Origin of the sequence: Pseudomonas sp. G1002 (assembly GCF_013385455.1) — a bacterium.
In the GTDB taxonomy this organism is placed as follows: domain Bacteria; phylum Pseudomonadota; class Gammaproteobacteria; order Pseudomonadales; family Pseudomonadaceae; genus Aquipseudomonas.
In genome coordinates this window covers 17,701-36,801 of sequence record NZ_JACAPY010000052.1, presented here as the reverse complement: position 1 = coordinate 36,801, position 19,101 = coordinate 17,701, and the positions used below count along the sequence as shown (strand labels likewise).

20 protein-coding genes are annotated in these 19,101 nt (G+C 60.2%); 9 read left to right on the top strand and 11 right to left on the bottom strand.

The annotated features are described in order from the left end of the window. Positions 1-274 precede the first annotated feature (274 nt). Positions 275-1,531, top strand: a complete 1,257-nt coding sequence (icd, locus tag HX801_RS29315) for an NADP-dependent isocitrate dehydrogenase (RefSeq protein WP_003219599.1) — start codon at positions 275-277, stop codon at positions 1,529-1,531. Between the two features lie 70 nt (positions 1,532-1,601). On the opposite strand, the gene cspD is transcribed toward icd, so the two are convergent. Beyond that, complete coding sequence (gene cspD / locus HX801_RS29310) at positions 1,602-1,862, bottom strand: cold shock domain-containing protein CspD (protein WP_023658953.1); 261 nt, start codon at positions 1,860-1,862, stop codon at positions 1,602-1,604. Positions 1,863-2,086: 224 nt separating this feature from the next. On the opposite strand from cspD, the gene clpS reads away from it, so the two are divergent. Next, positions 2,087-2,455: an ATP-dependent Clp protease adapter ClpS gene (gene clpS / locus HX801_RS29305; RefSeq protein ID WP_003219604.1), complete on the top strand. Its 369-nt coding sequence runs from the start codon at positions 2,087-2,089 to the stop codon at positions 2,453-2,455. 29 nt (positions 2,456-2,484) lie between these two features. Then, the gene (gene clpA / locus HX801_RS29300; protein WP_003219606.1) at positions 2,485-4,755 is read left to right on the top strand and encodes an ATP-dependent Clp protease ATP-binding subunit ClpA; all 2,271 of its coding nucleotides are present in this window, start codon (positions 2,485-2,487) and stop codon (positions 4,753-4,755) included. 236 nt (positions 4,756-4,991) lie between these two features. Here clpA and infA read toward each other — a convergent pair whose 3' ends face one another. From infA to aat, 3 genes are all read right to left on the bottom strand, one after another. After that, the gene (gene infA / locus HX801_RS29295; RefSeq protein ID WP_002553999.1) at positions 4,992-5,210 is read right to left on the bottom strand and encodes a translation initiation factor IF-1; all 219 of its coding nucleotides are present in this window, start codon (positions 5,208-5,210) and stop codon (positions 4,992-4,994) included. Positions 5,211-5,310: 100 nt separating this feature from the next. After that, positions 5,311-6,018, bottom strand: a complete 708-nt coding sequence (locus HX801_RS29290; RefSeq protein ID WP_003219609.1) for an arginyltransferase — start codon at positions 6,016-6,018, stop codon at positions 5,311-5,313. Between the two features lie 55 nt (positions 6,019-6,073). Then, positions 6,074-6,754, bottom strand: a complete 681-nt coding sequence (aat, locus tag HX801_RS29285) for a leucyl/phenylalanyl-tRNA--protein transferase (RefSeq protein ID WP_003219611.1) — start codon at positions 6,752-6,754, stop codon at positions 6,074-6,076. 487 nt (positions 6,755-7,241) lie between these two features. Here aat and ftsK point away from each other — a divergent pair, with 487 nt between their 5' ends. The 6 genes from ftsK to cysG are packed head-to-tail and all read left to right on the top strand — an operon-like array spanning position 7,242 to position 14,747. After that, positions 7,242-9,650: a DNA translocase FtsK gene (gene ftsK / locus HX801_RS29280; RefSeq protein ID WP_003219614.1), complete on the top strand. Its 2,409-nt coding sequence runs from the start codon at positions 7,242-7,244 to the stop codon at positions 9,648-9,650. Between the two features lie 57 nt (positions 9,651-9,707). Beyond that, positions 9,708-10,331, top strand: coding sequence for an outer membrane lipoprotein chaperone LolA (lolA, locus tag HX801_RS29275; protein WP_003219615.1), 624 nt, complete (start codon positions 9,708-9,710; stop codon positions 10,329-10,331). Between the two features lie 27 nt (positions 10,332-10,358). Next, positions 10,359-11,681: a replication-associated recombination protein A gene (locus HX801_RS29270; RefSeq protein WP_003219616.1), complete on the top strand. Its 1,323-nt coding sequence runs from the start codon at positions 10,359-10,361 to the stop codon at positions 11,679-11,681. Further along, the gene (gene crcB, locus HX801_RS29265; protein WP_008431560.1) at positions 11,681-12,055 is read left to right on the top strand and encodes a fluoride efflux transporter CrcB; all 375 of its coding nucleotides are present in this window, start codon (positions 11,681-11,683) and stop codon (positions 12,053-12,055) included. The genes HX801_RS29270 and crcB overlap by 1 nt, the downstream gene beginning before the upstream one ends. Before the next feature lie 16 nt (positions 12,056-12,071). Continuing rightward, the gene (gene serS, locus HX801_RS29260) at positions 12,072-13,352 is read left to right on the top strand and encodes a serine--tRNA ligase (protein ID WP_177009159.1); all 1,281 of its coding nucleotides are present in this window, start codon (positions 12,072-12,074) and stop codon (positions 13,350-13,352) included. Beyond that, positions 13,353-14,747 (top strand): siroheme synthase CysG, encoded by a 1,395-nt coding sequence (gene cysG, locus HX801_RS29255; RefSeq protein ID WP_003219620.1) that lies wholly within the window; start codon positions 13,353-13,355, stop codon positions 14,745-14,747. Positions 14,748-14,874: 127 nt separating this feature from the next. Here the strand turns inward: cysG and HX801_RS29250 are convergent, their stop codons facing one another. The 7 genes from HX801_RS29250 to HX801_RS29220 all read right to left on the bottom strand — a co-directional run bounded on the left by HX801_RS29250 (position 14,875) and on the right by HX801_RS29220 (position 19,087). After that, on the bottom strand, positions 14,875-15,870 hold the full coding sequence (locus HX801_RS29250) for a glutathione S-transferase family protein (protein ID WP_102369436.1): 996 nt from the start codon (positions 15,868-15,870) through the stop codon (positions 14,875-14,877). Between the two features lie 88 nt (positions 15,871-15,958). Beyond that, the gene (locus HX801_RS29245; RefSeq protein WP_177023234.1) at positions 15,959-16,960 is read right to left on the bottom strand and encodes a glycosyl transferase family protein; all 1,002 of its coding nucleotides are present in this window, start codon (positions 16,958-16,960) and stop codon (positions 15,959-15,961) included. Then, on the bottom strand, positions 16,957-17,292 hold the full coding sequence (locus tag HX801_RS29240) for a TusE/DsrC/DsvC family sulfur relay protein (protein ID WP_003219626.1): 336 nt from the start codon (positions 17,290-17,292) through the stop codon (positions 16,957-16,959). The genes HX801_RS29245 and HX801_RS29240 overlap by 4 nt, the downstream gene beginning before the upstream one ends. Continuing rightward, complete coding sequence (gene tusB / locus HX801_RS29235; protein ID WP_003219628.1) at positions 17,289-17,582, bottom strand: sulfurtransferase complex subunit TusB; 294 nt, start codon at positions 17,580-17,582, stop codon at positions 17,289-17,291. The genes HX801_RS29240 and tusB overlap by 4 nt, the downstream gene beginning before the upstream one ends. Beyond that, positions 17,582-17,932 (bottom strand): sulfurtransferase complex subunit TusC, encoded by a 351-nt coding sequence (gene tusC, locus HX801_RS29230; RefSeq protein ID WP_177023233.1) that lies wholly within the window; start codon positions 17,930-17,932, stop codon positions 17,582-17,584. The genes tusB and tusC overlap by 1 nt, the downstream gene beginning before the upstream one ends. Before the next feature lies 1 nt (position 17,933). Beyond that, the gene (gene tusD / locus HX801_RS29225) at positions 17,934-18,326 is read right to left on the bottom strand and encodes a sulfurtransferase complex subunit TusD (protein WP_003219632.1); all 393 of its coding nucleotides are present in this window, start codon (positions 18,324-18,326) and stop codon (positions 17,934-17,936) included. An 89-nt stretch (positions 18,327-18,415) separates the two neighbouring features. Beyond that, the gene (locus HX801_RS29220; protein ID WP_003219636.1) at positions 18,416-19,087 is read right to left on the bottom strand and encodes a Bax inhibitor-1/YccA family protein; all 672 of its coding nucleotides are present in this window, start codon (positions 19,085-19,087) and stop codon (positions 18,416-18,418) included. Positions 19,088-19,101: the final 14 nt, after the last annotated feature.

Below are 19,101 nucleotides of genomic sequence, written 5' to 3'. Positions count from 1 at the left end.
GGTCAGCGGCGGCATTATACATAGGTCGCTATGCTTACGCCGAGCCTTCATACAAAAGGTGTGTCGTCCATTGGTCTAAAGGTCGCAGGCAGCGGGTTGCGCCTAAAGTCGCATGATGTGCTCAAGATTGGCGCTTTTCCCTTTGCTTTCAAGCTTGTAGGCCGCTAAATGTGCTGTTTTCGACGCGAATGTGCAGGGCCTGAGGTTTCAGTCCTCATTTATCTGGAGTAGGCTCGAACGCAGCCAGATGTTCAATCCATAGATGGAGTTCAGCATGGGATACAAGAAGATTCAGGTTCCGGCAGTCGGCGACAAAATCACCGTCAATGCAGACCATTCTCTCAATGTTCCTGACAACCCGATCATCCCCTTCATCGAGGGTGACGGTATTGGCGTCGACATCAGCCCGGTGATGATCAAGGTGGTCGATGCAGCTGTTAACAAGGCTTATGGCGGCAAGCGCAAAATCTCCTGGATGGAGGTGTATGCCGGCGAAAAGGCCACCCAGGTTTACGACCAGGACACCTGGCTGCCCCAGGAAACCCTGGATGCGGTCAAGGACTACGTGGTTTCCATCAAGGGCCCGCTGACCACCCCAGTCGGTGGCGGTATCCGTTCGCTGAACGTGGCCCTGCGCCAACAGCTCGACCTTTATGTGTGCCTGCGCCCGGTACGCTGGTTCGAAGGCGTGCCAAGCCCGGTCAAGAAGCCAGGCGATGTGGACATGACCATCTTCCGCGAGAACTCCGAGGATATTTACGCCGGCATCGAGTGGAAAGCCGGCTCCCCGGAAGCGATCAAGGTCATCAAGTTCCTGAAGGAAGAGATGGGCGTCACCAAGATCCGTTTCGACCAGAACTGCGGGATCGGCATCAAGCCGGTGTCCCTGGAAGGCACCAAGCGCCTGGCGCGCAAGGCCTTGCAGTATGTCGTGGATAACGACCGCGACTCGCTGACCATTGTGCACAAAGGCAACATCATGAAGTTCACCGAAGGTGCCTTCAAGGAATGGGCCTACGAAGTGGCGGCCGAAGAGTTCGGCGCGACCCTGTTGGATGGCGGCCCGTGGATGCAATTCAAGAACCCGCGCACCGGCAAGAATGTGGTGGTCAAGGACGCCATTGCCGACGCCATGCTCCAGCAGATCCTGCTGCGCCCGGCCGAATACGACGTGATCGCCACCCTTAACCTTAACGGTGACTATCTGTCCGACGCACTGGCGGCGGAAGTGGGCGGTATCGGTATTGCGCCGGGCGCCAACCTGTCCGACACCGTGGCGATGTTCGAAGCCACCCACGGTACTGCGCCGAAGTATGCCGGCAAGGACCAGGTCAACCCGGGTTCGCTGATCCTGTCGGCGGAAATGATGTTGCGCCACATGGGCTGGACCGAAGCGGCGGACCTGATCATCAAGGGTACCAACGGCGCCATTTCGGCCAAGACGGTGACCTATGACTTCCACCGCTTGATGGACGGCGCCAAGTTGCTGTCGTCGTCGGCGTTCGGGGATGCGCTGATTTCGCATATGTAAGCTGATACAGGGGCGTAAAAAAACCGGCCTGATGGGCCGGTTTTTTTTAGAGCGTTTGCTCAGTGGCTGATCAGGCCAGTTGTCTTTTTGATTTTTGAGCGACGCCCTCTTTGGGGGTAGTGGCGCTGACTGGAGCGCTGATATTCACTGCGTGCAAGCCCTTGGGTCCCTGAATGATGTCGAAGGAAACCGGTTGCCCTGCCTTTAGTGTCTTGTAGCCATCCATTTGGATAGCCGAGTAATGCGCAAATAGGTCGTCAGTCTTGTCGTCTTCGTTGATGAAGCCGTAACCCTTGGCATTGTTGAACCACTTGACCTTACCGCTCGCCATGCCCATATCCCTCTGCACCAGACTCCATCACTGGAGTATCATCCAGTTTATCCGTCCTAACCCGAATAAATAAGGTTGACTGCGCGGACCTTTTTTACCCACTGTGGGTTCTATTGGTTGTAACACTGATTTGCCGATAGTCAAGGCGACCAGTCGGTCAGAGTTGAAATTCTGACAGGTCGCCCCCACCACTGTATTTGAACCACTGACGAACCTTTCTTTCCATGCATGCAATCAGCCAGATTCGACTAACATTCAATCAGGATCGCCCGGATCATCAAGAAGACGACGACGGTTCTGCAGGCATTGCTGTCCAGGAGGCCAAGCCTGCTTTACAGGCGCCGCCGATGTACAAGGTGGTTTTGTTCAATGATGACTACACACCGATGGATTTCGTCGTCGAAGTACTCGAGGTGTTTTTTAACCTGAACCGCGAGTTGGCGACCAAGGTAATGCTGGCCGTTCACACAGAAGGACGGGCAGTATGTGGAGTGTTTACCCGCGACATCGCCGAGACAAAGGCCATGCAGGTCAACCAGTACGCCAGGGAAAGCCAGCATCCGCTACTCTGTGAAATCGAGAAGGACGGTTAACTCCGACCACTTGGGTATGAGGTGAAGCTATGTTAAACCGCGAGCTCGAAGTCACCCTCAATCTTGCCTTCAAGGAGGCCCGTTCGAAGCGTCATGAATTCATGACCGTCGAACACCTGCTGCTGGCACTTTTGGATAACGAAGCTGCCGCCACCGTACTGCGTGCGTGTGGTGCCAATCTCGACAAACTCAAGCATGACCTGCAGGAGTTTATCGACTCCACCACGCCGTTGATCCCCGTTCATGACGAGGACCGCGAGACCCAGCCAACCCTGGGCTTCCAGCGGGTACTGCAGCGTGCCGTTTTCCACGTACAGAGCTCCGGCAAGCGCGAAGTCACAGGGGCCAATGTGCTCGTGGCGATCTTCAGCGAGCAGGAAAGCCAGGCTGTGTTCCTGCTCAAGCAGCAAAGCGTTGCCCGTATTGATGTCGTCAACTACATCGCCCATGGCATTTCCAAGGTGCCGGGGCATGGCGATCACTCGGAAGGTGAGCAGGATATGCAGGATGACGAGGGCGGTGAGTCTTCTTCTTCGAGCAACCCGCTGGACGCTTATGCCAGCAACCTCAACGAACTGGCGCGCCAGGGGCGGATCGACCCGCTGGTGGGGCGTGAGCTGGAAGTTGAGCGCGTGGCGCAGATCCTGGCGCGTCGCCGCAAGAACAACCCGTTGTTGGTCGGTGAGGCAGGCGTGGGTAAAACCGCGATTGCCGAAGGCCTGGCCAAACGCATTGTTGATAACCAGGTGCCCGACCTGCTGGCCAACAGCGTCGTCTACTCCCTTGACCTGGGCGCATTGCTCGCCGGGACCAAGTACCGTGGCGATTTCGAGAAGCGCTTCAAGGCGTTGCTCGGCGAGCTGAAAAAACGCCCGCAGGCGATCCTGTTCATTGACGAAATCCACACCATCATCGGTGCCGGTGCGGCTTCCGGTGGCGTGATGGATGCGTCGAACCTGCTCAAGCCGCTGCTGTCTTCGGGCGATATCCGTTGCATCGGTTCGACCACGTTCCAGGAATTCCGCGGGATCTTCGAAAAAGACCGTGCCCTGGCGCGCCGCTTCCAGAAAGTGGATGTGTCCGAGCCTTCGGTAGAAGACACCATTGGCATCCTGCGCGGGCTCAAGGGGCGCTTTGAAGCGCACCATGGCATCGAGTACACCGATGAGGCGCTGCGTGCAGCCGCCGAGCTGGCATCGCGCTACATCAATGACCGGCACATGCCGGACAAGGCCATCGACGTGATCGACGAGGCGGGTGCCTACCAGCGCCTGCAGCCGGTAGAGAAGCGTGTGAAACGCATCGACGTGCCTCAGGTCGAGGATATCGTGGCGAAGATCGCGCGGATTCCGCCAAAACACGTCAACACCTCCGATCGGGAGCTGCTGCGTAACCTGGAGCGCGACCTCAAGCTGACCGTGTTTGGTCAGGATGCGGCGATCGACTCGCTGTCCACCGCGATCAAGCTGTCCCGCGCTGGCCTCAAGTCGCCGGACAAGCCGGTCGGTTCGTTCCTGTTCGCCGGGCCTACCGGCGTCGGCAAGACCGAAGCGGCGCGGCAATTGGCCAAGGCCATGGGGATCGAGCTGGTGCGTTTCGACATGTCCGAGTACATGGAGCGTCACACCGTGTCGCGCCTGATCGGTGCGCCTCCGGGCTATGTCGGCTTCGACCAGGGCGGCCTGTTGACCGAGGCGATCACCAAGCAGCCACATTGCGTGCTGCTGCTCGATGAAATCGAGAAGGCGCACCCGGAAGTCTTCAACCTGCTGTTGCAGGTCATGGACCACGGCACCCTGACCGACAACAACGGGCGCAAGGCGGACTTCCGCAACGTGATCGTGATCATGACCACCAACGCCGGTGCCGAAACGGCCGCGCGGGCTTCCATTGGCTTTACTCATCAGGATCACTCTTCCGACGCCATGGAAGTGATCAAGAAGAGTTTCACGCCGGAGTTCCGCAACCGCCTGGACACCATCATTCAGTTTGGTCGCCTCAGCCATGAGGTCATCAAAAGCGTGGTGGACAAGTTCCTCACCGAGCTCCAGGCGCAGTTGGAAGACAAGCGCGTGCAGCTGGAAGTCTCGGACGCGGCGCGCAACTGGCTGGCGGAAGGTGGCTACGACGCGGCAATGGGCGCTCGGCCAATGGCTCGCCTGATCCAGGACAAGATCAAGCGCCCACTGGCGGAAGAGATCCTGTTTGGCGAACTGGCAGACCATGGTGGCGTGGTGCATATCGATCTGAAGGACGGCGAGTTGACCTTCGACTTCGAAACCACGGCTGAAATGGCCTGATAGCTGACGCAACAAAACAAAAAGGCGCCGAGAGGCGCCTTTTTGCTGTCTTGAAACCGATGCAGATCAAATGTGGGAGCGGGCTTGCTCGCGAATGCGGTGTGCCAGTCGACACAGTCAGTGACTGATATGCCGCATTCGCGAGCAAGCCCGCTCCCACAAGGGATTGCTGGTTTCAGGTAAATCGCGCGCACACAAAAACGCCCGGCATAACCGGGCGTTTTGTATTGACTTGATTAACGGGCGCGGTAAGTGATGCGCCCTTTGCTCAGGTCATAGGGCGTCAGTTCGACGCGCACTTTGTCACCGGTAAGAATACGAATGTAGTTCTTGCGCATCTTGCCGGAGATATGCGCGGTTACGACGTGCCCATTTTCCAACTCCACACGAAACATGGTGTTGGGCAGGGTGTCGACGACAGTGCCTTCCATTTCGAAGCTGTCTTCTTTCGACATGCAGTAAAGCCCTCGGTATCCAGTGAATGGCCCGGTGCAACTGCGCCAGGCAAAAGCGGCGTGCATTGTGCCCGAAAAAGGGTGTTTAAGCCAAGAGGTTCTAGTTCAACGTGACCCATCTTTGGTTAATTAGCAGCTCAATGGGCCGATATTGGGTCTTGTAGTTCATCTTTTTGCAGTTTTTTATCCAGTATCCGAGGTACACCGCCTCCAATTCCAGGCGCAAGGCTTCACCGATCTGCCACAGGATCGCAAAGCGTCCCAGGCTGCGCCGTTCCTCGGCGGGCTCATAAAAGGTGTAGACCGCCGACAGGCCATTGGGCAGCAGGTCAGTCACGGCGACCGCCACCAGTCGTCCCTCCAGCCGAAACTCATAGAAGCGCGAGAAGGGCAGGTCGCGCACCAGGAAGGTGGAAAACTGGTCGCGGCTGGGCGGGAACATGTCGCCGTCGGCGTGGCGCTGTTCGATGTAGCGTTGGTAAAGGTCGAAATATTCTTCGCTGAAGCCGGGTTTGGTGGCGGTAACGGTCAGGTCGGCGTTGCGCTTCAGGATGCGTTTCTGGTTGCGGTCCGGAAGGAACTGCGCCACCGGGATGCGCGCCGGTACGCAGGCGTTGCAGTTCTGGCAGTGCGGCCGGTAAAGGTGGTCGCCGCTGCGCCGGAAGCCCATTTCCGACAAATCGGCATACACATGCACGTCCATCGGCTGGCTGGGGTCGAGGAACAGCGTGGTGGCCTGCTCATCGGGCAGATAGCTGCATGAGTGGGGTTGAGTGGCATAAAACTTCAAACGCGCCAACTCGGTCATGATCAACCCTCGGATAAGCTTTGAAATAAGTGTAAGCCAGGTGTGGGGAAGTCGCCTAGGAAACCCACGGAGCAGAGCTGGTTTGGTCCAAATGGTCGCGCAGGTAGTTGGCGAAGTCGCTGCGGGGAATGGCGCGGGCGCCGAGGCTGTGCAGGTGATCGGTGGGCATCTGGCAGTCGATCAGCACAAAGCCCCAGGCCTGTAGTTGCCGAACCAGGGTGGCAAAGCCGTATTTCGAGGCGTTGTCGGCGCGACTGAACATGGACTCGCCGAAAAACAACTGGCCCATCGCCAGGCCGTACAGGCCGCCCACCAGTTCGCCCGCGTCCCACACCTCCACCGAATGCGCATAACCGCGCTGGTGCAGTTGCAGGTAGGCGTTCTGCATGGCTTCGGTGATCCAGGTGCCATCGGCATAACTGCGCGGCGCCGCGCACGCCTGGATCACCGCAGCGAAGTCCTGGTCGAAGGTCACTGTGTAACGCTGCTGGCGCAACAATTTGCCGAGGCTGCGGGAAACGTGCAGCTCATCGGGGAACAGTACGGTGCGTGGGTCGGGCGACCACCAGAGGATGGGCTGGCCTTCCGAGAACCAGGGAAAGCAGCCGTGGCGGTAGGCCTGGATCAGGCGGTCGGCCGACAGGTCGCCACCGGCAGCGAGCAGGCCATTGGGTTCGCGCATGGCCTTGGCCAGCGGTGGGAAGGTCAGGGTGTTGCGTTGTAACCAGGTCAGCATGGCATCCAGGCTTACGGAAGGGGAGGGCGGTAACGGCGATGTTGTCCGTTGCAAGAGCTGTGATTATTGTCGACGAAACGCTCTGGGGCTACCCCGAACATGGGATCGGTGCAGATAAGCATGAACGGGTGTTTCTGCAACTCTATGCCGGGGGCGTGGTCGTAATCGCGTACGTCGGTCGGCAAGCTAGCCTGGATTGGCAAAAACAGCTCATAAGCCTTTGTCAGTAAAGACAATGCATGCTCAAATTGAACGTTATGAAATTGAACATTGGCTATGCTGTGTAACGTAGGGCCAAGTGCGTGGCATCGCGCACACAAACCCGTACAATGCGGCCATTGGGGCGTTATCGCCGTTTCATGAATCAGTAGCAGGGTGTTAAAAGTAGCTCCACTGGCACTCGTTCATTTTTTACCTGCCCGGATTGGGCAGTGTTTTGCAGTCATTCAACAGATGGACGCGCTAAAGGCGCAGGAAAAGACCCGTTTTGAAGAAATCCGCCGCAACACCTAAAGCCGCAGTCGTGCCCGCCTGGCGCCAGCACCTGCACTACCGACTCAAGGAAGGTGCACTGATCGCCATCGGCGCGCTGTGCCTGTTCCTGATGATGGCCTTGCTCACCTATGGCAAGGACGATCCAGGCTGGAGCCACAACAGCAAGATCGAAGACGTGCAGAACTTCGGTGGTCCGGCCGGCTCCTACAGCGCCGACATCCTGTTCATGGTGCTGGGTTACTTCGCTTACATCTTCCCGTTGCTGCTGGCCATCAAGACCTGGCAGATCTTCCGCCAGCGTCACGAGCCGTGGCAATGGAGCGGCTGGCTGTTCTCCTGGCGCCTGATCGGCCTGGTGTTCCTGGTGTTGTCCGGCGCGGCCCTGGCCCATATCCATTTCCATGCACCTACCGGTCTTCCGGCCGGTGCCGGCGGCGCTCTGGGCGAAAGCCTCGGGGACCTGGCGCGCAGGACCCTGAATATCCAGGGCAGCACCCTGATGTTCATCGCGCTGTTCCTGTTCGGCCTCACCGTGTTTACCGACCTGTCCTGGTTCAAGGTCATGGACGTGACCGGCAAGATCACCCTCGACCTGCTCGAACTGTTCCAGGGCGCCGCGAATCGCTGGTGGTCGGCCCGGGTGGACCGCAAACGCATGGTTGCGCAACTGCGCGAGGTGGATACCCGCGTCAACGAGGTGGTAGCCCCGAGCACGCCGGACCGGCGTGAGCAGGCCAAGGTCAAGGAACGCCTGATCGAACGCGAGCAGGCCCTGACCAAGCACATGTCGGACCGCGAGAAGCAAGTGCCGCCGGTGATTGCCCCTGCGCCGCCGAAGGCCCCCGAGCCGAGCCACCGCGTGCAGAAAGAGAAACAGGCGCCGTTGTTTGTCGACAGCGCCGTGGAAGGCACCTTGCCGCCGATCTCGATTCTTGATCCTGCGGAAAAGAAACAGCTCAATTACTCCCCTGAATCCCTGGCGGCCGTCGGCCACCTGCTGGAAATCAAGCTCAAGGAATTCGGCGTCGAAGTCTCGGTGGATTCGATCCACCCGGGCCCGGTGATTACCCGCTACGAAATCCAGCCGGCTGCCGGCGTCAAGGTCAGCCGCATTTCCAACCTGGCCAAGGATCTGGCGCGTTCGCTGGCCGTGACCAGCGTGCGGGTGGTGGAAGTGATTCCGGGCAAGACCACCGTCGGTATCGAGATTCCCAACGAAGACCGGCAGATCGTGCGCTTCTCCGAAGTGCTGTCGACCCCGGAGTACGACAACTTCAAGTCGCCGGTCACCCTGGCCCTGGGCCACGACATCGGCGGCAAGCCGGTGATCACCGACCTGGCGAAAATGCCCCACTTGCTGGTCGCCGGTACCACCGGTTCCGGTAAGTCGGTGGGTGTGAACGCGATGATCCTGTCGATCCTGTTCAAGTCGGGCCCGGATGACGCCAAGCTGATCATGATCGACCCGAAAATGCTTGAGCTGTCGATCTACGAAGGCATTCCACACCTGTTGTGCCCGGTGGTGACCGACATGAAGGATGCGGCCAACGCCCTGCGCTGGAGCGTTGCCGAGATGGAGCGGCGCTACAAGCTGATGGCGAAGATGGGTGTGCGTAACCTGTCGGGCTTCAACGCCAAGGTCAAGGAAGCCCAGGACGCCGGCACGCCGCTGACCGACCCGTTGTACAAGCGTGAAAGCATCCACGACGAAGCGCCGCTGTTGACCAAATTGCCGACCATCGTGGTGGTGGTCGACGAATTTGCCGACATGATGATGATCGTCGGCAAGAAGGTCGAAGAGCTGATCGCCCGTATCGCCCAGAAGGCGCGGGCCGCCGGGATCCACTTGATCCTCGCGACCCAGCGTCCGTCGGTGGACGTGATCACCGGCCTGATCAAGGCCAACATCCCGACCCGCATGGCGTTCCAGGTGTCGAGCAAGATCGATTCCCGGACCATCATCGACCAGGGCGGCGCCGAGCAACTGCTGGGCCACGGTGACATGCTCTACATGCCGCCGGGCACCAGTTTGCCGATCCGTGTCCACGGCGCGTTCGTCTCCGACGATGAGGTGCACCGTGTGGTGGAAGCCTGGAAACTGCGTGGCGCCCCGGAATACAACGACGACATCCTCGCCGGCGTCGAAGAGGCCGGCAGCGGCTTCGACGGTGGCAGCGGCGGTGGCGACGATGATGCCGAGACCGATGCGCTCTACGACGAAGCGGTGCAGTTCGTGCTTGAAAGCCGCCGCGCCTCGATCTCCGCCGTACAGCGCAAGCTGAAGATTGGCTACAACCGCGCTGCCCGCATGATCGAAGCCATGGAAATGGCCGGCGTGGTCACCTCGATGAACACCAACGGCTCGCGCGAAGTGATTGCGCCAGCGCAGATGCGTGACTGATTACGTGCCGCGTGGCAACACGCGGCACGCCTTGCAACCGAATCTAAGAGGACTCCCATGCGTCTTATCCGCATGCTGTTGTTGCCTGCATTGGCCCTGACTGCTGTTTCGGCTCATGCTGACCCGGCTTCCGTCGCGAGCCTGAAAAACCTGTTGGACAAATCCCAGACCCTGACCGCGCGCTTCTCCCAGCTCACGCTGGATGCCGGTGGCACCCAGTTGCAGGAAACCGCCGGCGAGATGGCTGTGCAGCGCCCAGGGCTGTTCTACTGGCACACAGAAGGCAAGGCCGAGCAGACCATCGTCTCTGACGGCCAAAAAGTCACCCTGTGGGACCCGGACCTGGAGCAGGCGACCATCAAGAAGCTCGACCCGCGCCTGAACCAGACGCCAGCGCTGTTGCTGTCGGGCGATGTGTCGAAGATCAACGACAGCTTCGACATTACCTCCAAGCAGACCAGCAACGTGATTGAATTCACCCTTAAGCCGAAATCCAAGGACACGCTCTTTGACACGCTGTCCCTGTCGTTTGGCAACGGCGTGATCAACAACATGCGTCTGATTGACAGCGTCGGCCAGCGCACCGATATCCTGTTCTCCGGGGTCAAGGCCAACCAGCCGGTACCGGCATCCAAGTTCAAGTTCGACATCCCGAAGGGTGCCGACGTGATCCAGGAATAAACTGCCCAGAGGTTTCAAACGCTGCCCATGGACCTGTTTCGAAGTGACCCGATTGCTCAGCCTCTGGCGGCGCGCTTGCGCTCGACCAACCTGGACGAGTACGTCGGGCAGGAACACCTGCTCGCCCGCGGCAAGCCTTTGCGCGAGGCCCTTGAGCAGGGTGCGCTGCACTCGATGATTTTCTGGGGGCCGCCGGGCGTGGGTAAAACCACCCTGGCGCGGCTCCTGGCAAAAGTCTCGGATGCACACTTTGAAACGGTCTCGGCGGTGCTGGCCGGGGTCAAGGAGATCCGCCAGGCGGTGGAAGTCGCCAAGCAGCAGGCCGGGCAGTACGGCAAGCGCACCATCCTGTTCGTCGACGAAGTGCATCGCTTCAACAAGTCGCAGCAGGATGCGTTCTTGCCGTATGTCGAAGACGGCACGCTGATCTTTATTGGTGCCACCACCGAAAACCCGTCTTTTGAACTGAACAATGCCTTGCTGTCCCGGGCGCGTGTCTATGTGCTCAAGAGCCTCGACGAAGCCGCGATGCAGAAGCTCTTGCAGCGTGCGCTTAACGAAGACAAGGGCCTGGGCAAGCGCCAGTTGAGTGTCAGTGAGGAAGGCTTCAAGATCCTGCTGACTGCTGCGGATGGCGACGGTCGACGTTTTCTCAATCTGCTGGAAAACGCTTCCGACCTGGCCGAGGATGGCAGCGAAATCGGCGTCGACTTGCTGCAGAGCCTGTTGGGCGACACCCGCCGGCGTTTCGACAAGGGCGGCGAAGCGTTCTACGACCAGATTTCCGCGCTGCACAAATCTGTGCGCGGCTCCAACCCCGACGGCGCGCTGTACTGGTTTGCGCGGATGATCGACGGCGGTTGCGACCCGTTGTACCTCGCCCGGCGCGTGGTGCGCATGGCCAGCGAAGATATTGGCAATGCCGACCCGCGTGCGCTGAGCCTGTGCCTGGCCGCCTGGGAAGTGCAGGAACGCCTGGGCAGCCCGGAAGGCGAGTTGGCGGTGGCCCAGGCCATCACCTATCTGGCCTGCGCACCGAAGAGCAACGCGGTGTACATGGGCTTCAAGTCCGCCCTGCGTGCTGCCGCCGAGCATGGCTCCCTGGAAGTGCCGCTGCACTTGCGCAATGCGCCGACCAAGCTGATGAAGCAACTCGGCTACGGCGATGAGTACCGCTACGCCCACGATGAACCGGACGCCTATGCGGCTGGCGAAGATTACTTCCCGGATGACCTTGAGCCGCAGCCGTTTTACCAGCCGGTGCCCCGCGGCCTGGAGCTGAAGATCGGCGAAAAGCTCAATCACCTTGCCCAACTTGACCGGCTCAGTCCGAAACAGCGGAGAAAGTAGTGCTCAGAACGATTCTTGCCGTGTCCGTAGCCGGCATCGCTGGTACATTATTGCGTTTCGCCACCAGCACCTGGGTCAGCGCCAATTGGCCGAAGCATTTTTATGCGGCGACCCTGGCGGTCAACCTGGTGGGCTGTTTGATCATCGGCTTGTTGTACGGGTGGTTTCTGCTTCGCCCGGAAGTGCCGATTGAGATTCGTGCCGGCTTGATTGTCGGTTTTGTAGGCGGTCTGACGACCTTTTCATCCTTTTCACTGGACACGCTACGCCTGCTGGAAAGCGGGCAGGCACCGGTCGCCTTCGGGTACCTGGCCATCAGCGTGTTCGGCGGGCTGCTCGCCACTTGGGCTGGCCTGTCCTTGACCAAACTTTGATAAACGAGAGACCGACATGCTCGATTCCAAACTGTTACGTAGCAACCTTCAGGACGTAGCGGACCGCCTGGCATCCCGTGGCTTTGCCTTGGATGTTGCGCGCATCGAAGCGCTGGAAGAACAGCGCAAGACCGTCCAGACCCGCACCGAAGCACTGCAGGCTGAGCGTAATGCGCGTTCCAAATCCATCGGTCAGGCCAAGCAGCGCGGCGAAGACATCGCGCCGTTGATGGCGGACGTCGAGCGTATGGCTGGCGAGTTGGCTTCCGGCAAAGTCGAACTGGACGCGATCCAGACTGAGCTGGACTCGATCCTGCTGGGTATCCCGAACCTGCCACACGAGTCCGTGCCGATTGGCGAAGACGAAGACGGCAACGTCGAAGTCCGTCGCTGGGGCACGCCAAAAACCTTCGATTTCGAGATCAAGGACCACGTCGCCCTGGGCGAATTGACCGGTGGCCTGGACTTCGAGACAGCGGCCAAAATGTCCGGTGCGCGCTTTGCCTTGCTGCGTGGCCCGATTGCACGCATGCACCGCGCCCTGGCGCAGTTCATGATCAACCTGCACACCGGCGAGCACGGCTACGAAGAGGCTTACACCCCGTACCTGGTCCAGGCTCCGGCGCTGATGGGCACCAGCCAGCTGCCGAAATTCGAGGAAGACCTGTTCAAGATCAGCCGCGATGGCGAAGCCGACTTGTACCTGATCCCGACCGCCGAAGTGTCGCTGACCAATATCGTGGCCGGGGAAATCCTCGACGCCAAGCAACTGCCGATCAAGTTTGTCGCCCACTCGCCGTGCTTTCGCAGCGAAGCCGGTGCATCGGGCCGCGACACCCGCGGCATGATTCGCCAGCACCAGTTCGACAAGGTCGAGATGGTGCAGGTTGTCGAGCCGTCGACTTCCATGGAAGCGCTGGAAGGCCTGACCGCCAACGCCGAACGCGTCCTGCAACTGCTGGAGCTGCCGTACCGCGTTCTGGCGCTGTGCACCGGCGACATGGGTTTCAGCGCCGTGAAGACTTACGACCTGGAAGTGTGGGTGCCGAGCCAGGACAAATACCGCGAGATTTCGTCGTGCTCCAACTGCGGTGATTTCCAGGCCCGTCGCATGCAGGCGCGTTTCCGTAACCCGGAAACCGGCAAGCCCGAGCTGGTCCACACCCTCAACGGTTCGGGCCTGGCAGTAGGCCGCACCCTGGTGGCCGTGCTGGAAAACTACCAGCAGGCTGACGGTTCGATCCGCGTACCTGAAGTGCTCAAGCCGTACATGGCGGGCGTTGAGGTCATCGGCTAAATGGAATTTCTGCCGCTGTTTCATAACCTGCGCGGCAGTCGTGTGTTGGTCGTCGGTGGCGGGGAGATTGCCTTGCGCAAATCCCGGCTGCTGGCCGACGCCGGCGCGTTGTTGCGGGTGGTTGCTCCCCAGATTGAAGACCAGTTGCGTGAACTGGTGCAGGGCAGTGGCGGTGAACTGATTTTGCGTGGTTATCAGGAGGCCGACCTCGACGGTTGCACCCTGATCATCGCGGCGACCGACGACGAGCCGCTGAACGCGCAAGTGTCCAGCGATGCCCGGCGTCGTTGCGTACCGGTCAATGTGGTGGATGCGCCGGCCTTGTGCAGCGTGATCTTCCCGGCGATTGTCGACCGTTCGCCGTTGGTGATCGCAGTGTCCAGCGGCGGCGATGCGCCGGTGCTGGCACGGCTGATCCGCGCCAAGCTGGAAACCTGGATTCCGTCGACTTACGGCCAGTTGGCCGGGCTGGCGGCGCGGTTTCGCAGCCAGGTCAAAGGCTTGTTCCCGGATGTGCAGCAACGTCGCGCGTTCTGGGAAGATGTCTTCCAGGGCCCGATTGCTGATCGGCAACTGGCCGGGCAGGGCGATGAAGCCGAGCGTCTGCTGGTGGAGAAAATCAACGGCGCACCGCCGCACGCACCGGGCGAAGTCTACCTGGTGGGCGCAGGCCCGGGTGATCCGGACCTGCTGACGTTCCGCGCCTTGCGCTTGATGCAACAGGCCGACGTGGTGCTGTACGACCGCCTGGTAGCGCCGGCGATTCTTGAATTGTGCCGTCGTGATGCCGAGCGGGTGTATGTCGGCAAGCGTCGCGCCGACCATGCCGTGCCGCAGGACCAGATCAACCAGCAACTGGTGGACCTGGCCAGGCAAGGCAAGCGCGTGCTGCGGCTCAAGGGTGGCGACCCGTTCATCTTTGGGCGTGGCGGTGAAGAGATCGAAGAGCTGGCGGCCCATGGCATCCCGTTCCAGGTGGTGCCGGGTATTACCGCGGCCAGTGGTTGCGCGGCGTATGCCGGTATTCCGCTGACCCACCGCGACTATGCGCAATCGGTTCGCTTCATTACCGGGCACTTGAAGGACGGGACTTCGGACCTGCCGTGGAGTGACCTGGTGGGCCCTTCGCAGACCCTGGTGTTCTACATGGGCTTGATCGGGTTGCCGATCATCTGCGAACAGCTGATCAAGCATGGTCGTTCGGCGGATACGCCGGCGGCGTTGATCCAGCAGGGCACCACGTCCAACCAGCGGGTGTTTACCGGCACCCTGGCTGACCTGCCACGCATGGTGGCGGAACATGAGGTTCATGCGCCGACACTGGTGATTGTGGGAGAAGTGGTGCAGTTGCGTGAGAAGCTGAAGTGGTTTGAAGGCGCTCAGTCGCAAGTCTGACACGTCTCCTGTGGCGAGACCGTCTCTGTGGCTAGGGAGCTTGCTCCCGCTGGAGTGCGAAGCGCTCCCAGGATTTTGGGGCCGCTGCGCAGCCCAGCGGGAGCAAGCTCCCTCGCCACAGGGTGTGTCAGCTCAAGATGCCTTTTCCGCTCAGTCTCGCGCGGTCATGCTCCGCCTCAAACGTCTGCAACGGCCCCTTCGGCACAATCCCCGTCGGATTAATCGTGCGGTGACTGGCGTAGTAATGCCCCTTGATGTGAGCAAAATCCACCGTCTCGGCAATCCCCGGCCACTGATACAACTCCCTTAGCCAGTTCGACAGGTTCGGATAATCCGCAATTCGCCGCAGGTTGCATTTGAAGTGGCTGTAGTACACCGCATCAAACCGGATCGCCGTGGTGAAAAGCCTTACATCGGCTTCAGTCAGGTATTCTCCCGCCAGGTAACGATGCTCACCCAAGTGCTGCTCAAGGTGATCCAGTTCGGCAAACACATCATCAAATGCGGCCTCATAAGCCTTTTGTGACGTGGCAAAGCCTGCGCGGTACACACCGTTGTTCACGGCGGGATAGATTCGATCGTTCAGTGCATCAATGGTCGAGCGCTGGGCTTCGGGATAGAAATCCAGTTGATTGCCGGTCAGTTCATTAAACGCACTGTTGAACATGCGAATAATCTCCGCCGACTCATTGCTGACAATCCGCTTGAGCTTCTTGTCCCACAACACCGGCACTGTGACCCGCCCGGTGTAGCTGGCGGTGTCGGCCGTGTAGCGTTGGTGCATGAAGGTGAAGTCGTCAAGCTTGTCGCCGCTGGAGCCATGGGCCTTGTCGAAGGTCCAGCCGTTTTCCAGCATCAGCCAACTGACCACCGACACGTCGATCAGGCTTTCCAAGCCTTTGAGCTTGCGCAGGATCAATGTGCGGTGCGCCCAGGGGCAGGCGAGGGATACGTACAGATGGTAACGACCGGCTTCAGCCGCGAAACCGCCTTCGCCGGTCGGGCCGGGTTCACCATCGGCGGTCACCCAGTTGCGGCGTTGCGCCTGCTCCCGTTGGAAGGCGCCGTCTGCGCTACTCTCGTACCACTGGTCATGCCAGCGTCCTTCGATCAGCAAACCCATGACTGACTCCTTGGCTAATAAGCGTTGGAGTGCAGTCTAAAGGTCTGAGTTCGAACAAAAAGCGCAAAGGCTGGGGGTTAATGATCGACTAAATCGATTTGTCCCGGGCATCCCAGTACTGCTGGGCCAGTTCGAACGCCTGTTCCCGCGGGTGGCCGAGGCCGCGCAAGGCCAGGGCCATGGTGGCGATCAGTGCCAGTTGCGGGTAGCTATCCTGCACCTCACCGCGCCATAGCGCCTTCAAATGCTCGGGCTCCAGGGCCGCAGGCTTGACGTGGCGCTGGGCGGAGAGGGCGGGCCACTCTTCATCCCAGCTTTCGCCGCCGGTAGTGCCGTACAGGTGGCTGATGGTGTCCGGGTTGATCTCGATCTCGCCGCCGTCGCCCTTGATCACGATGGTGTTGTCGCCAAGCAGGCCGCTGGCATCGCGGTGTACGCCCTGGTAGCCCGGGTGGAAGATGCTTTGCAGGCCGCAGCGGGCGCTCAACGGGTTGAGGATGCGCGCCAGTGAATGGATCGGCGAGCGCAGGCCCAGGGTGTTGCGCAGGTCGATCATGCGCTGCAGTTGCGGCGCCCAGTCCCCCAGGGGAATAAACGCCAGGTTGCCCTGTTCAAGGGCCGCTTCCACCTGTTGCCAATTGCGGCACAACGGAATCTGCAAGCCATCCAGCAACTGCTCGGTGTAGAGCCGGCCTGCCGTATGCGCGCCGCCGCCGTGCATCAGGATACGCACGCCGTTCTGTGCCAGGCACTTGGCTGCCAGCAGGTACGACGGCAGGTGGCGTTTTTTACCGGCGTAGGTCGGCCAGTCGACATCCACATTGAGCGACGGTGCATTCAGGCGCTCGCGCACGGCTTCGGTGAAGCCTGCGAGTTCTTCCGGGCTTTCTTCCTTGTGCCGCAGCAGCATGAGGAAGGCGCCGAGCTGGGTGTCTTCGACCTTCTCGTCCAGCAGCATGCCCATGGCTTCCCGGGCTTCCTCACGGGTGAGGTTGCGGGCGCCGCGCTTGCCTTTGCCGAGGATGCGCACGAACGGCGCGAACGGGTGCTCGGCAGGGGTTTCAGTGATCAACGGGGCAAAATCAGTCATAAGCAATTCGTCGGCCTGGGCAGGCCCGCCAGCTTGGCGGCGAGTTTGGCGGGAGTGCCTTTGAACAGTCGGTTGAGGTGCAGGCTGTTGCCCTTTTCCGGGCCCAGCTTCAAGGCGGTGTACTTGATCAGCGGGCGGGTGGCGGGCGACAGCTGGAATTCGGTATAAAAGCCGCGCAGCAGTTCGAGGATTTCCCAGTGTTCCGGGGTCAGCTCCAGCTCCTCGGTAGTGGCGAGGGCGTCGGCCACGTCGCTGGACCACTCGGTCAGGTCGACGAGGTAGCCGTCCTTGTCCAGTTCGAGGGTGCGTTCACCTACGGTCAAAGTGTTCATAGCCAGGTATTGACCTTGTCATAGTCGATCGACAGCTGGACGAACGCCGGGTAATCGACACTGCCGGCCCATTCAGGCACGGCGAGGTTACGCGCCTGGCTGTCTTCGGCCAGTACAAACACTTTCACGCCCCTGGCCTGCAGGGCCTGGCAAGGCGCGCTGGCGGGTTGCAGGGCGTAGGCGCCGTCGCCGCACAGCAGGATCGCATCCTGGGTGCCACAGAGGCGCAGGCAGCTGTCCAGCCGGCTGTCGGTAAAAGGCGAGTGGGATACCACATGCAAGGTCGACATCAGAGGGTAATCACCTGGTCGTAACGGTCAATCATCTGTGTAATTTGTTCGCTGCTCAGCGGCTGTGCGTTGCCGGAGGTGGCCAGCCCGCGCACGGCGAGGCTATGGCTGCAGGCAAACACATCCTCAACCCCAAACAACTCCAACGCCTGGAGGTTGGCGCTGAGGTCTTTCTGTTGCACGGCCTTGGCGTCCTGGCTTGCGGCCAGTTGAAACACGCCGTCATCCAGAAACAACAGGCCAATCGGCAAATCAAACGCGCCGCCAGCCAATACGATATCCAGCGCTTCACGGGCGCTGGGGCCGGACCACGGCGCCTGTCGGCTGATCACCAGCAAGGATTTCGACATGTCACGGCCCTCCGAAGCAGATCAAGCGGTCAGCGGACTGGGCGGCGTCATGCAACTGCCCAAGCCCGGACAATGCCCAAGGCGCGTCCAGGTTCACCGCGCTGCGCTGATAACGGGTGGCCTCTTCGGCATTCAGCACGCCACGGCGCAGGGCCGCGGCGATGCACACCACGCCATCGAGCTGATGCTCGCTGACAAACTCGCGCCACTGACGGGCGATATCCTGCTCATCCTGCGGCGCAACAATGTTAGTGGACGCGCTGTAGACGCCATCCTGATAAAAAAACAGCCGCACAATCTCATGTCCACCCGCCAGCGCCGCCTGGGCGAACAGCAAGGCACGGCGCGAGGAGGGCGCATGGGCGGCGGAAAAAAGCGCAATCGCGAACTTCATGGAACACTCTGAAGGCAAAACCTGTGGCAATGATAAAGCCGCAGGCAACAAAAAGCCCGCCGAAGCGGGCTTTTTGCATGCGGCTGCGATCAGTCGTCGCGGCCCATGATGCCGAAGATCTGCAACAGGCTGATAAACAGGTTGTAGATCGATACATACAGGCTGATGGTGGCCATGATGTAGTTACGCTCGCCACCCTGGATGATTGCGCTGGTCTGGAACAGGATGCAGGCCGAGGAGAACAGCACGAAACCTGCGCTGATCGCCAGTTGCAGGCCGCTGATCTGGAAGAACATGCCTGCCAGTACGGCAGCCAGCAACACGAAGAAACCGGCGGTGATGAAACCACCCAGGAAGCTCATGTCCTTGCGGGAGATCAGCACGTAGGCCGACAGGCCGCCAAATACCAGGGCAGTCATGGCAAATGCCGAGCTGACCACTTCCGCGCCGCCGGCCATGCCGAGGTAGCGGTTAAGGATCGGGCCGAGGATAAAGCCCATGAAACCGGTCAGGGCAAACGCCGACACCAGGCCCCAGGCCGAGTCGCGCAGCTTGTTGGTCAGGAAGAACAGACCGTAGAAGCCGATCAGCACGACGAAGATATTCGGGTAGCCGACGCGCATTTGCTGGGCTACGAAGGCCATCACGCCGCTGAACGCGAGGGTGAGAGCGAGCAAGCCGTACGTATTGCGCAGGACGCGGCTAACTTCTAGCTGCTCAGCCTGCGCGTTTCCATTCACTGCGTAATTTTGTTCGCGCATGGCGACACTCCTTC

What these genes read in the sequence shown, in the direction of transcription:
- icd (WP_003219599.1), top strand. Translation starts at nt 275, where the DNA reads ATGGGATACAAGAAGATTCAGGTTCCGGCAGTCGGCGACAAAATCACC.
- cspD (WP_023658953.1), bottom strand. Translation starts at nt 1,862, where the DNA reads ATGGCGAGCGGTAAGGTCAAGTGGTTCAACAATGCCAAGGGTTACGGC.
- clpS (WP_003219604.1), top strand. Translation starts at nt 2,087, where the DNA reads ATGCATGCAATCAGCCAGATTCGACTAACATTCAATCAGGATCGCCCG.
- clpA (WP_003219606.1), top strand. Translation starts at nt 2,485, where the DNA reads ATGTTAAACCGCGAGCTCGAAGTCACCCTCAATCTTGCCTTCAAGGAG.
- infA (WP_002553999.1), bottom strand. Translation starts at nt 5,210, where the DNA reads ATGTCGAAAGAAGACAGCTTCGAAATGGAAGGCACTGTCGTCGACACC.
- HX801_RS29290 (WP_003219609.1), bottom strand. Translation starts at nt 6,018, where the DNA reads ATGACCGAGTTGGCGCGTTTGAAGTTTTATGCCACTCAACCCCACTCA.
- aat (WP_003219611.1), bottom strand. Translation starts at nt 6,754, where the DNA reads ATGCTGACCTGGTTACAACGCAACACCCTGACCTTCCCACCGCTGGCC.
- lolA (WP_003219615.1), top strand. Translation starts at nt 9,708, where the DNA reads ATGCGTCTTATCCGCATGCTGTTGTTGCCTGCATTGGCCCTGACTGCT.
- HX801_RS29270 (WP_003219616.1), top strand. Translation starts at nt 10,359, where the DNA reads ATGGACCTGTTTCGAAGTGACCCGATTGCTCAGCCTCTGGCGGCGCGC.
- serS (WP_177009159.1), top strand. Translation starts at nt 12,072, where the DNA reads ATGCTCGATTCCAAACTGTTACGTAGCAACCTTCAGGACGTAGCGGAC.
- cysG (WP_003219620.1), top strand. Translation starts at nt 13,353, where the DNA reads ATGGAATTTCTGCCGCTGTTTCATAACCTGCGCGGCAGTCGTGTGTTG.
- HX801_RS29250 (WP_102369436.1), bottom strand. Translation starts at nt 15,870, where the DNA reads ATGGGTTTGCTGATCGAAGGACGCTGGCATGACCAGTGGTACGAGAGT.
- HX801_RS29245 (WP_177023234.1), bottom strand. Translation starts at nt 16,960, where the DNA reads ATGACTGATTTTGCCCCGTTGATCACTGAAACCCCTGCCGAGCACCCG.
- HX801_RS29240 (WP_003219626.1), bottom strand. Translation starts at nt 17,292, where the DNA reads ATGAACACTTTGACCGTAGGTGAACGCACCCTCGAACTGGACAAGGAC.
- tusB (WP_003219628.1), bottom strand. Translation starts at nt 17,582, where the DNA reads ATGTCGACCTTGCATGTGGTATCCCACTCGCCTTTTACCGACAGCCGG.
- tusC (WP_177023233.1), bottom strand. Translation starts at nt 17,932, where the DNA reads ATGTCGAAATCCTTGCTGGTGATCAGCCGACAGGCGCCGTGGTCCGGC.
- tusD (WP_003219632.1), bottom strand. Translation starts at nt 18,326, where the DNA reads ATGAAGTTCGCGATTGCGCTTTTTTCCGCCGCCCATGCGCCCTCCTCG.
- HX801_RS29220 (WP_003219636.1), bottom strand. Translation starts at nt 19,087, where the DNA reads ATGCGCGAACAAAATTACGCAGTGAATGGAAACGCGCAGGCTGAGCAG.